Annotated in this window: 11 protein-coding genes; 9 read left to right on the top strand and 2 right to left on the bottom strand. The window is 62.2% G+C overall.

The window, feature by feature from the left end; translation table 11 throughout:
• Positions 1-136: 136 nt before the first annotated feature.
• A complete protein-coding gene (locus tag FBY33_RS05640) occupies positions 137-856 on the top strand; it encodes an IclR family transcriptional regulator (RefSeq protein WP_160141940.1) in 720 nt (239 codons plus the stop codon).
• 12 nt (positions 857-868) lie between these two features.
• On the opposite strand, the gene FBY33_RS05635 is transcribed toward FBY33_RS05640, so the two are convergent.
• On the bottom strand, positions 869-1645 hold the full coding sequence (locus FBY33_RS05635) for an IclR family transcriptional regulator (RefSeq protein WP_142029673.1): 777 nt from the start codon (positions 1643-1645) through the stop codon (positions 869-871).
• Positions 1646-1805: 160 nt separating this feature from the next.
• Here FBY33_RS05635 and FBY33_RS05630 point away from each other — a divergent pair, with 160 nt between their 5' ends.
• From FBY33_RS05630 to FBY33_RS05610, 5 genes are all read left to right on the top strand, one after another.
• Positions 1806-2813 carry a Bug family tripartite tricarboxylate transporter substrate binding protein gene (locus tag FBY33_RS05630; RefSeq protein WP_200831326.1) on the top strand — a complete coding sequence of 336 codons (1008 nt, stop codon included), beginning with the start codon at positions 1806-1808 and terminating at the stop codon, positions 2811-2813.
• Complete coding sequence (locus FBY33_RS05625; protein WP_142029672.1) at positions 2810-3337, top strand: tripartite tricarboxylate transporter TctB family protein; 528 nt, start codon at positions 2810-2812, stop codon at positions 3335-3337. The genes FBY33_RS05630 and FBY33_RS05625 overlap by 4 nt, the downstream gene beginning before the upstream one ends.
• Positions 3334-4887, top strand: a complete 1554-nt coding sequence (locus FBY33_RS05620; RefSeq protein WP_142029671.1) for a tripartite tricarboxylate transporter permease — start codon at positions 3334-3336, stop codon at positions 4885-4887. Before FBY33_RS05625 ends, FBY33_RS05620 begins: the two co-directional genes overlap by 4 nt.
• 13 nt (positions 4888-4900) lie before the next feature.
• Entirely contained in the window at positions 4901-5305 is a 405-nt protein-coding gene (locus FBY33_RS05615) for a universal stress protein (RefSeq protein ID WP_142029670.1), read from the top strand.
• 261 nt (positions 5306-5566) lie between these two features.
• Positions 5567-6133 (top strand): recombinase family protein, encoded by a 567-nt coding sequence (locus FBY33_RS05610; RefSeq protein ID WP_142029669.1) that lies wholly within the window; start codon positions 5567-5569, stop codon positions 6131-6133.
• A 298-nt stretch (positions 6134-6431) separates the two neighbouring features.
• On the opposite strand, the gene FBY33_RS05605 is transcribed toward FBY33_RS05610, so the two are convergent.
• Positions 6432-7343, bottom strand: a complete 912-nt coding sequence (locus tag FBY33_RS05605) for a LysR family transcriptional regulator (RefSeq protein ID WP_142029668.1) — start codon at positions 7341-7343, stop codon at positions 6432-6434.
• 71 nt (positions 7344-7414) lie between these two features.
• On the opposite strand from FBY33_RS05605, the gene FBY33_RS05600 reads away from it, so the two are divergent.
• The 3 genes from FBY33_RS05600 (at position 7415) to FBY33_RS05590 (ending at position 11243) form a co-directional block, all read left to right on the top strand.
• Positions 7415-8869: a sulfatase-like hydrolase/transferase gene (locus FBY33_RS05600; RefSeq protein ID WP_142029667.1), complete on the top strand. Its 1455-nt coding sequence runs from the start codon at positions 7415-7417 to the stop codon at positions 8867-8869.
• 56 nt (positions 8870-8925) lie between these two features.
• Entirely contained in the window at positions 8926-10260 is a 1335-nt protein-coding gene (locus FBY33_RS05595) for an MFS transporter (RefSeq protein ID WP_235010459.1), read from the top strand.
• Positions 10261-10358: 98 nt separating this feature from the next.
• Entirely contained in the window at positions 10359-11243 is an 885-nt protein-coding gene (locus tag FBY33_RS05590) for a formylglycine-generating enzyme family protein (RefSeq protein WP_142029666.1), read from the top strand.
• Positions 11244-11254 lie beyond the last annotated feature (11 nt).

Genomic DNA, 11254 nt, shown 5'->3' with positions numbered 1-11254 from the left:
CAGAACGGTAGTGCGTCTGATAGAAATAGTAAGAGATGTCACACTTGCACGTCAACCCCGTCGGGACCGCTGGGGTGCGCACCTAGAATCAAAGAGGTCTTCCGCGCAAGGCGGACTGACTAGCAGGAGGAGAATCATGGCAGAGCAGCGTGTGGAAGCTGTCGAGCGCGCGTTGGCGCTGCTGGAGTGCTTCGGCGACGGCTCAGAGAGCCTGTCCCTGGCTCAGCTGGCGGAGCGCACGGAGATGTACCGGAGCACCATCCTGCGCCTTGCCGGCTCGCTGCAGCGCAACGGATATTTGACGCGCAGCGCCGATGGCCAGTTCCGCTTGGGGGCAACGTTATGGCGGCTGGGATCGCTGTATGAGCGCAGCTTCAAGCTCGCGGACTACGTGCGGCCTGTGCTGGCTGATGTCGCGGAGCAGGTCGATGAAACGGCCGCCTACTACATCCGTGAGGGTGAACACCGGATCTGCCTGTACCGGCACGAGCCGCGGCAGTCGCTGCGCCACCACCAGGATGAGGGGGCTGAGCTCCCCCTGGACCGTGGGGCGGGCGGGCATATTCTCACCGCTTACACCACCGGCGCCGGTGAGTTCTATGAAAATGTCCGGGCGGCCGGTTTCTATATCTCGATGGGTGAACGCAACCCGCAGGCGGCCGCTGTCGCGGTGCCGGTCTTTGGCGTGCAGCACCAGTTCATGGGAGCCCTTGGCGTGATTGCTGCCTTGAGCCGTACAGACCAGGGCAGGGCAGAAGAAATCAGGGATCTTTTGCTCGAACGGGCCGCCGCGCTCTCAACGGCCTTGAGCGGGACAAGTAACCACCGCGGTGCCCCCTCAGCGGCGGCCCGCTAAGACTTCCCCGGTTCAGAGGAACGCTTCGACGCTTCCGAGGCCGGCCGCGGAAATCTTCTCGGCGGTCCGGGTGACATGCTGAACGTAGGTACTGACCCGTTCCTCGGTGAAGCGCGGCGTAGGGCCACTGACGGAGACGGCTGCAATCACGCGGCCGTCCTGGTTGAAGATGGGGGCAGCGACGGCAGAGGCGCCGAGCTCCCTTTCCCCATGAGTCACGGCGTAGCCAAGGCGCGCGGCGGTTTCAATGTCCGCCTTGAATGATGTGCTGTCCAGCGGCCCGGCAGAGCGGGCCAGTTCATCAATGACGGCCTCAGGGGCCCCTCCCAGGAGGATCTTTGCCGTTGCCCCTGCGGTGATGGGCATTTCGACGCCAACGTCGATGACGCTGCGTACCGTGGCAGTGCCTTCCTCCTGGGCGATCGAGACCCGGTGGGTGTCCAGACGGACATAGATGTTGACGGTTTCCCCGCACTGCTCCACCAGTTCCCGCATGAGCTGACGGGTTAAGGCGTTAACGTCCCAAATGGACTGCGAGAGTCTCACCCAGCGCAGAAACGACGCACCCAGCCCGTACGTCCCGTCCGGCCGGGCTGAGACCAGTCCCCTGGCGCCCAGCGTGGCCAGGATCCGCACGACTGTCGTCTTTGGCAGGCCGGTCAGTTCCACAATTTCCCGCAACTCGCGCAGGGGATGGTGGGTGTCAAAGAGGGACAGGACATCCACCGCCCGTCCGATACTGCGTACACTGCCGTCCATCTTGTGGACCTGCTCCTGGTCGGGCTCCATATGCTTCCTCACCTCGTCTGCATCCAGCTCCGCGAACGGAAGGTTGCGCCTATCACTCTTCCATGCTTCCATAGTGACCTGACCCACAAACCATTCTATGGTTTTTGCAAACCGCATAGCGGTTTTCGGGAATTTCGACGAAGACGTCCCAGGAGAAGCAATGACTGTCAACTCACCCATGACCCGCCGTACCTTCGCTGTAACGGCTTCTGCCCTCAGCCTGAGCGTCCTGCTGGGCGCCTGCGGTGCGCCCGCAGGCTCATCCAACGCCGCCTATCCATCCAAGACCCTGGAGATCATGGTCCCCGCGGCAGCCGGCGGCGGATGGGACTCCACTGGACGCGCTCTCCAGAAAGTCATGGAAAGCGAAAAAGTTTCCGGTAAGCCCGTTGAGGTCTTCAACGTCGAAGGCGGCGGCGGAGCCACCGGTCTCTCCCAGCTTCAGGGCGACAAGGGTGACCCGCACAAGTTGATGATGACCGGGCTGGTCATGATCGGTTCGTTGAAGAAGGCCAACTCCCCGGTCAAACTCACCGACTCCACCCCGATCGCAACCCTGACGGCCGAAGCGGAAGCCTTTGTTGTCCCGGCAGCGTCGAAATTCAAGACCATCGACGATGTCGTGCAGGCCTTCAAGGCGGACCCGGCATCAGTCACCTTTGGCGGAGGCAGCGCCGGCGGCTCTGACCACCTCGTCGTGGGGCAACTCATCAAGGCTGCCGGCGCGAAGCCCTCTGACATCAAGTACGTCGGCTACTCCGGCGGCGGAGAAGCGACCGCGGGCATCCTGTCGGGCGATGTTGCAGTAGGAGTTTCCGGGATCAGCGAATTTGAAGGTCAGATCGAATCCGGCGACATGCGCCTGCTGGCCATCAGCAGCGCGGAAAAGCGGGACGTGGCGGGCTCCCCTGCCCCCACGCTCAAGGAAGCCGGGTTCGACGTCGACTTCAACAACTGGCGCGCCATCGTTGCCGCCCCGGGAATCTCCGAGGAAGAGACGAAAGAAGTCGCCGCCATGATCGACAAGATCCACAGCTCACAGGCCTGGGCCGATGTGCGGCAGAAGAACGGCTGGACCGACTTCTACCGCACTGGGGACGAAGCCAAAAAGTTTATCTCCGACGAAACCACCCGTGTCGCCGGCCTCCTGGAAGAACTGGGGCTGTGACACTCCCCGACGCAGCCTCCCCGCCAGCTGACGTACACGAACTCGACGAAGACCACAGCAGCACCTCCAAAGCGGGCCCTTTCATCGTCGGAGCGGTCATGCTGGCCATCGGGGTGGTCCTGCTGGTCCAGACGTTCCGGATTCCCGGCGAAGGCTTCGACCCTCAAGGGCCGCGCTTCTTTCCCCTCTGCGTCGTGTTGGTCTGGTTGCTACTCTCAGTCATTTACCTCGCCACCCACATGGCCAAAATCATCCGCACCGGACAAGGCGAGGCCGCGGAAAAGTTTGCCCGGATGGTTCCGGCGGCCTTGTTGGTCCTAGCCCTCATCGTCTACGCGCTGATACTCGATTACATCGGGTACCTGATTGCCACCGCGCTGTTCTTCATCGTGGCAGCCAGGTTATTGGGAAGCCGGAACTGGGCACGCGACATCACCGTCGGCGTTCTGCTCAGCGCCGTCCTCTACTTCTCATTCACCCAGGCACTCGGCGTGCGATTGCCCGAAGGGATACTAGGACTTTGAACAATCTCGAAAGCCTCCTGGGCGGCTTTGCCACCGTCATCTCTCCTGAAAACCTCCTGTTCGCGCTCATCGGTGTAACACTCGGAACCCTGGTCGGAGTACTGCCCGGCATCGGACCCGCCGTTACCATCGCGCTTTTGCTGCCAGTCACCTACAACTTCAGCGATCCGGTCGGGGCATTCATCATGTTCGCCGGAATCTACTACGGCGCCATGTACGGCGGATCAACGACGTCGATCCTGCTCAACACCCCAGGTGAATCCGCATCAGTGGCAACGGCCCTCGAAGGCCACCAGATGGCACGACGCGGCAAAGCCCGTGCAGCGCTGGCCACCGCCGCCATCGGATCCTTCGTCGCCGGACTCATCTCCACCCTGCTCCTGGCCTTCGTGGCAGAACCGCTGGGTCGACTGGCCGTAACCTTCCGGGCCACAGACTACTTCGCGCTCATGGTACTGGCCCTCGTGGCAGTCACGGCCCTAGTCGGAAGCTCCCTGGTGCGAGGCCTGATCTCGCTCTGCTTCGGCATACTCATCGGCTTCATTGGACTGGACAACCAATCCGGGCAGGCACGGTTCACCTTCGACAACCCGGCACTGTTCGACGGCATCGACGTAGTCCTGCTGATCATCGGGCTCTTCGCCATCGGCGAGACACTCTACGTCATGGTCAAAGGCCGCACCCGCCCGGGCCAGGTCACTCCCCTGGAACCCAAGCAGCCCGGCACTTTCATGTGGCTGACCCGCAGCGAATGGCGCCGTTCCATCCCCGCCTGGCTCAGGGGCAGCGCCTTCGGATTCCCGTTCGGCGTCCTGCCCTCCGGCGGCGCGGAACTTCCGACCTTCATGTCCTACACCTACGAAAAGAACCGTTCCAAAGGCAAACACGAATTCGGAAGCGGCGCCATCGAAGGCGTAGCCGGGCCCGAAGCGGCGAACAATGCCTCGTTTTCCGGGGTTCTGGTCCCGCTGCTGACGCTCGGCCTGCCCACATCAGCCACCGCGGCAGTCCTCCTCGCGGCCTTCCAGATCTTCAACCTCCAGCCCGGGCCCCAGTTCATGACGAAGTCCCCGGACCTGGTCTGGGCCGTCATCGCCTCACTCTTCATCGGCAACGTCCTGCTGCTGGCGCTCAACCTACCCCTGATCCGGCTGTGGGTGAAAGTACTGCAGGTACCCCGCCCCGTGCTGTACGCCAGCATCCTGGTCTTCGCCAGCCTGGGGATCTACTCCGTGTCCGGCTCAATCACCGACGTCATGATCGCCTTCGGAATAGGAATTATCGCGTTCTTCATGCGGCAGTTCGACTTCCCCGTCGCCCCGGCAATCTTGGGAGCGATCCTCGGCCCCGAGCTTGAACTACAGTTCCGCCGGGCCCTGACACTGTCCAACGGCAACCTCGGCACGTTCATTGAACGCCCTTTGACAGTTGCGATCCTCCTGCTGGCCCTCCTGGCTCTGCTGCTCCCCTACCTGCCGAAAATCACCGCAAAGCTCCGCGGCCGCTCACCGGCAACCGCGGGCAAATTGTCCTTCGGCGACGAAGACTAAGGAAGGAGTCTCGATGTCCAACAGCCACTCCGGTCCCTTCATCTTGGGCTACACTCCCACACCGCAAGGCGAAGCTGCGCTTCACCTTGCCGTCACCCAAGCGCAAACCCATAAAGCTGCTCTGCTCGTGGTCAACGTCAGCCGCGCCGAATCCTACGTCGACACAAACCTGGCCGAAGAAAGCCAACTCAAGGCGCTTCACGACACGCTGCAGGCGTCAGGCCTAAAACACGAGATTATTCAGCACATTGGCCGCGACCCAGCCACAGATATTCTCGACGTCGCCAACAGGCGCGAAGCCGCAATGATCATCCTGGGACTGCGACGGCGCTCAGCGGTAGGAAAACTTCTCCTCGGAAGCACGGCCCAAAACATTCTCCTGAACGCCGACTGCCCGGTCCTGACTGTCAGAGCCTAACGAGATGCTGACATCAGAATAGGACACCAGAGCACGTTCAAACACAGCCGCGCCCGCGAGGGACAAAGGCTGAATCTTCCGTAAAAGAGCGGCGGCGGGAACCTTCCCGCCGCCGCTCTTCGTCACTGGCAGCTGGTTACCTCTCCAACAAACGACAACCTGGACTACACCCAAACCTGACGACCCCTGCGCGGTAGGCCTTGACTTTCTTCTGGGACAGGCCTAGTAGTCAACCTGACAGAATGAGGCTTGGAGGCGCGGATGGCTGGACAGCGGATCGGGTACGTGCGGGTGAGCACCTTGGACCAAAATGAGAAACGCCAGCTCGAAGGCCAAGTTCTTGACAGGGTTTTCACCGACAAGGCCTCCGGCAGAGACACCGCCAGACCAGAGCTCACCGAACTGCTGCGGTTCGCCCGCGACGGGGACACCGTGGTGGTGCACAGCATGGACCGGCTCGCCCGCAACCTCGACGACTTACGCGCGCTCGTCCAGGGCCTGACACGCAAGGGGGTGCGGGTGGAGTTCGTCAAGGAGAGCCTGGTCTTCACGGGGGAGGACTCCCCCATGGCCAATCTCATGCTCTCCGTCATGGGTGCTTTCGCTGAATTCGAACGCTCCCTCATCAAGGAGCGGCAGCGGGAAGGCATCGCCCTGGCCAAGCAGCGGGGCGCCTACAAAGGACGGAAAAAGATCCTCGCACCGGACCAAGCGGCCGAACTGGCCCAGCGCGCCGGCAGCGGTGTTCCGAAAGCCGACCTGGCCCGGGACTACGGAATCAGCAGGGAAACGGTCTACCAATACCTGCGCCACGCCAAGCTGGACTAAACACTCCCCCGCCGCCAAGGCTGACATGCCATATATGGAACCGCGGCAGGTTGACGGAAGGTCGATTATCGGCGGTTCAAAGCGGCCCGGGGAGCGCGGGAAGAAGACGAGTCTCAAGGGCCGCCCAGCGCCAAGGAAAGAACCTGCTTGCTTCATGGAAAGCAGTCGTGCCCGTAAGCCGGTCGGTCAAAGAGGGCAAAGATTCCAACGCTTGCCTAAAGCCAGGGCGGTCGTCTAAATGCGCGTAGACCCCCCTCCGTTCATTGCGCTGTGAGGCTCCCCCAACCACTGAGGGACCTCATTTAGTGACATGACTGGTCGTATTGGCCGCATCAGTGCCCACGATTTTCAGGAAGGCCTCTGTTGCGGGCGAGAGGGCACCGCTGCGGTGAGACATGATGATAGGTCGTTCCAGAGAGGGCAGGATGGGCCGAAGCACGCATTCGCCTATGTCTGATCCCATCATTGGCGTCCACCAGAGCGCGTAGCCTGCTCCTGCGGTAACCAGGGGCATGATTCCTTCAGTACTGCCCAGTTCGATTCGGATATTGGGACTGGTCCCTCTTTGGTTTAGTTGAGTTTCGAGCCACCGCCTGGAGGTCGACAGGCTGGGGTGCATGGTGACCAGACTCATGGCCGCGAGCTCATCGACCCCAATTGGTTCGCTTGCATCTGATGAGCCGGGGGGAAGGAGGGCATTCAGGCGTTGGGTTCCCACCTGCTGACTAGTCAACTGTCCCGTAACCGGGGAAGAGACCGTCAGGCCGAGGTTGTAACGCCCGCTGCGGACTTCGGCGGCGATGGCATTATCGTCGGTTTCGGGGTAGACCCTCACGCCGACTTGAGGATATGCCCGGCGGAAGCCGACCAACGCCTCCAAAAGCCATCCCGCGGCGACCGCGGGAACGGCGACTATGTCCAGATGCCCGGCCGCCAGCCCCAAGACGTCACGGACGCTTTCCTGCGCCACGGCGAAGTCACGGAGCACCTGTCGGGCCGGTTCCAAAAGGGCCAACCCCGCCGCAGTCAAAGCGAGCCCAATTGACGTCCTTTCAAACAGCTGGCCCCCAAATTCCTTTTCCAGCGAACGCAGGGCGACTGAGATGGTCGGTTGCGCTACGTGGAGCTGGGCAGCGGCCGCTGTCGCGCTTTCGTGCTCCGCCACGGCCAGGAAGTACTCAAGCTGTCGCCGTTCCATTGAAGCCTCCATAGAGAAAAGCTATTGATTTCTTAGAAAATTATCATTGGACGCTATATGGCCGCGCAAGTAACGTGGATCACATGACGGATTCCACTAAGTCCTCGGGACCGAACCTTCTCATCATGATGTCTGATCAGCACGTTCCTTTCGCCTGTGGGGCCTACGGCAGCACGATGGCTCGGACACCGAATCTGGACGCCCTGGCTGAGCGCGGCACGGTCTTTGACGCTGCCTACTGCAACTCGCCCATCTGCGTTCCGTCCCGGGCTGCCATGGCCACGGGTCGGTATGTTCATCAGACCGGTAATCCCGATAATGCTTCCCCTTATTTGGGTACTGAGGCTGCCAGTTGGGGCCACCGGGCGGCGCAGGCAGGCATCCCAACCACCACTATCGGCAAATTGCACTACAGGTCTGTTGAGGATGACACCGGATTCCCTGATCAGCGCCGGCCACTTCACGTCCGGGACGGCATGGGGGACCTGTTCCATACCCTGCGAAGCCTGCAGCCTCCCGCCCTGCAATTGCGGGCCGCCGTCGCTGACGCCCGGCCCGGCGAGTCTGACTACAGCCGCTTCGATCGTTCTGTCGCTTCTGAGGCAGCCAACTGGCTGCAGGAGCGGTCCGCACAGCAGGACCGGTGGCTGGGGAAAGTCTCATTTGTCACCCCCCACTATCCGTTCACTGTTCCGAAGGAATTCCTGGATCTGTATCCGCTCGAAACGCTGCCGCTGCCTCGGCGGAACGACTCACAGGAATGGGACCGGCATCCGGCGGTGGATATTTACCGGCAGGCCTGTGGCCTAGACCAGCCTCTGACCCGCGAGGAAACCCTGAAGGCGGTGCAGGCATACTATGGGCTGGTCAGCTTCATGGATGCGCAGGTCGGCATTGTCCTGGACGCTCTGGAGGAGACCGGCCAGGCCGATAACACCATCGTGCTTTATGTCTCGGACCACGGAGAACTACTGGGCACCGACGGATTGTGGTTCAAAGGAACCATGGGCGAGGGTTCGGTACGCATCCCGACCATTCTTTCTGGGCCAGGAGTCCCCATCGGCCACCGTTGCGGCACCAACGTCAGCCTGATCGACGTTTTCCCCACGGTCCTCCACGCCCTCGGCTTGTCCCCCGCCCTTGAAGACGCCGATCTGCCCGGGCGATCGCTGCTGGGCATCGCCAACGAGCCGGATGATACGACCCGGACTGTTTTCAGCGAGTACCACTCGGCCAACTCCTACACGGGCTCGTTCATGATCCGCCGCGGCCCTTGGAAGTACGTCAACTACACCGGCTTCGAGGAACGGCTGTACAACCTGGAGTCCGACCAGTGGGAGGAGCACGATCTTGCCCCGGAACCGGCTTACGCCGATCAGCTGGAGCAGTGCCGGGCGGCTATGCGCGAGATCTGCGACCCAGATCTGGTGGACCAGCAGGTACGGGAACGCCAGCGGCAGCGGATCGAAGAATACGGCGGAGTCGCCAACGTCCTCAAGAAGCCTCTGATGGCCTACTCACCAGCCGCCAGTTCCTAAGCCCCGGCCTACCCAGCCAACCGAATTCCAGCCGGTCTAATCACAAAGGTGTGCAAATGTCCGCAACAACCGAAACCTCTCCTGCCCAGCTGCACATGGTGCGCAGGGCCGCCGTCGGCAGCGCCGTCGGCACCACAATCGAAGCCTACGACTTCCAGATCTACGGCGTAGCCTCAGCCCTGGTCTTCAGCACCGTCTTCTTCTCCAACATCCCTACCTCACTGGGCATTGTCTTTTCCTTTGCCACCCTTAGCGTAGGCTTCTTGGCCCGCCCCTTGGGCGCCATGATCTTCGGGCACTATGGGGACAAACTGGGACGCAAAAAGCTGCTGGTCATCTCCCTAATGGGAGCCGGCGGATGCACCACCCTGATGGGGTTGCTCCCCACCCATGCCCAGGTCGGGCTTTGGGCACCAATCCTGCTGGTCGCACTGCGCCTGCTCCAAGGCCTTTTCCATGGAGGCGAGCAGGGCGGCGCCGTACTGATGGCCGTCGAACACGCACCGGCCCACCGCCGCGGCTGGTACGGCAGCTGGGCCTTCCTGGGCAGCCCCGGAGGCACCCTGCTGGCGGCCGGGGTCATGGGCATCACCATCGCCACCACCGGTGAGAACTTCCTCACTTGGGGCTGGCGCGTGCCCTTTGTGATCAGCTTCATCCTGCTCGGAGTGGGTGTTGTCATTCGCGCGACCGTCACCGAAAGCCCGGAGTTTCAGAAGCTGAAAAAAACCGAGGGTCACGCCAAGGCACCTATGGTCGAGGTCATCAAACGATCCTGGCGCCTGGTCTTGGTATCCATCGGTGTAAACCTGGGTTTCAACGCTTTCGTGTGGGTACTCATCAGCTACTCACTGGCCTACGGGACCCAGTATTTGAAGCTCGACCGGGACTTCATGCTTCAAAGCACCCAGATCGGATCGGTGGCAATGATCATCTCAATCCTCCTCTTCGCTTGGCTCTCTGACCGCATCGGCCGGATGAAAGTTATGCTCGCCGGAGCCCTGTTCCTTGTCCTGTACCCCTTCCCGATGTTCGGGCTGCTCAACACCGCCCAACCTCCGGTGGTCATGACAGCGATGGTCATCGGCTTCATCGGCGCCTCGGCCGTGTTCGGGCCCCTGGCCGCATTCCTGGTAGAACTGTTTCCCACGAAGGTCGCCTACAGCGGAGTCTCGGTCGGCTACTCACTCGGCGCTGTCCTCGGTGGCGGCCTGGCACCTTTCATCGCCAGCCTCCTCATGGAAGGCTCCGGCGGGCAGTCCTGGACGGTGTCCCTGTACCTGGCCGCCGGCGGCGCCGTCACCCTCGTTTCGCTGCTGTTCCTGCGCTCCGTCCGGTCAGGCCGCCGGCAGGTGACAGCGACCCGCATTCAGCAGACCCAGCTCTCATGACTGCCGGTGCCCCGCACGGCAGCTGCTGCACACCCCGCACCGCCTCTGCCGACACGACATTCCTCCCCCCTGCCGTAGCTCTCCTGTCTCGCGCGGAAATGCCACGCGGGGGAAGGGAAACTCAAACGGGTCAGGAAGTGGTCATTCCCGCGGGGGCTTTCCAGATGGGGGATGCATTCGATGAGGGCTATCCCGCCGACGGGGAGACCCCGGTCCACACAGTGGCAGTATCTTCCTTCGCCGTGGATGCCACGCCTGTCACCAACACGCAATTCGCCAAGTTCATCGAGGCCACCGGATATCGGACTGAATCCGAACAACTCGGCTCCTCGGCCGTGTTCCATCTTCTCGTGCAGGCGAAGGAAGAAGACATCCTGGGCCCTGTGAACGGCGCCAACTGGTGGCTGACAGTACGCGGCGCCGACTGGGCACACCCCCACGGCCCCCGCTCAGCCTGGGAGGACTTCGCCGAACATCCGGTGGTCCACGTGTCCTGGAATGACGCCATGGCCTACTGCGCCTGGGGTGGACGGCGCCTGCCAACCGAAGCCGAGTGGGAGTATGCGGCACGGGGCGGGTTAGCCGGTAAGCGCTACGCCTGGGGCGATGACCTGCACCCCCAGGACGGCAAGCATCGCTGCAATATATGGCAGGGAGAATTCCCACTGCTCAACACCGAGGCCGACGGCTATCTGGGCACAGCCCCAGTCGGAAGCTTTCCACCCAACGGCTATGGCCTGTACGACACGAGCGGGAACGTGTGGGAGTGGTGCCAGGACTGGTTCCTGCCCAAGTACTACCGCAATTCACCTGACAACGACCCCCAGGGCCCGACCATCGGCGCCGGACGTGTGATGCGCGGCGGCTCCTACCTGTGCCATGAGTCCTACTGCAACCGTTACCGCGTCGCCGCCCGCAGCTTCTCCCCCGCTGACTCTGCCAGCGGTAACTGCGGATTCCGCACCGCCCGGTCCCTTACGTGAAGAAACCAGAG

Source organism: Arthrobacter sp. SLBN-112, assembly GCF_006715225.1.
Classification (GTDB): domain Bacteria; phylum Actinomycetota; class Actinomycetes; order Actinomycetales; family Micrococcaceae; genus Arthrobacter.
The sequence above is the reverse complement of the archived record's forward strand: the minus strand, read 5'-3'. Positions and strand labels throughout refer to the sequence as shown.

What these genes read in the sequence shown, in the direction of transcription:
- FBY33_RS05640 (WP_160141940.1), top strand. Translation starts at nt 137, where the DNA reads ATGGCAGAGCAGCGTGTGGAAGCTGTCGAGCGCGCGTTGGCGCTGCTG.
- FBY33_RS05600 (WP_142029667.1), top strand. Translation starts at nt 7,415, where the DNA reads ATGACGGATTCCACTAAGTCCTCGGGACCGAACCTTCTCATCATGATG.
- FBY33_RS05630 (WP_200831326.1), top strand. Translation starts at nt 1,806, where the DNA reads ATGACTGTCAACTCACCCATGACCCGCCGTACCTTCGCTGTAACGGCT.
- FBY33_RS05590 (WP_142029666.1), top strand. Translation starts at nt 10,359, where the DNA reads ATGCCACGCGGGGGAAGGGAAACTCAAACGGGTCAGGAAGTGGTCATT.
- FBY33_RS05615 (WP_142029670.1), top strand. Translation starts at nt 4,901, where the DNA reads ATGTCCAACAGCCACTCCGGTCCCTTCATCTTGGGCTACACTCCCACA.
- FBY33_RS05605 (WP_142029668.1), bottom strand. Translation starts at nt 7,343, where the DNA reads ATGGAGGCTTCAATGGAACGGCGACAGCTTGAGTACTTCCTGGCCGTG.
- FBY33_RS05635 (WP_142029673.1), bottom strand. Translation starts at nt 1,645, where the DNA reads ATGGAGCCCGACCAGGAGCAGGTCCACAAGATGGACGGCAGTGTACGC.
- FBY33_RS05610 (WP_142029669.1), top strand. Translation starts at nt 5,567, where the DNA reads ATGGCTGGACAGCGGATCGGGTACGTGCGGGTGAGCACCTTGGACCAA.
- FBY33_RS05595 (WP_235010459.1), top strand. Translation starts at nt 8,926, where the DNA reads ATGTCCGCAACAACCGAAACCTCTCCTGCCCAGCTGCACATGGTGCGC.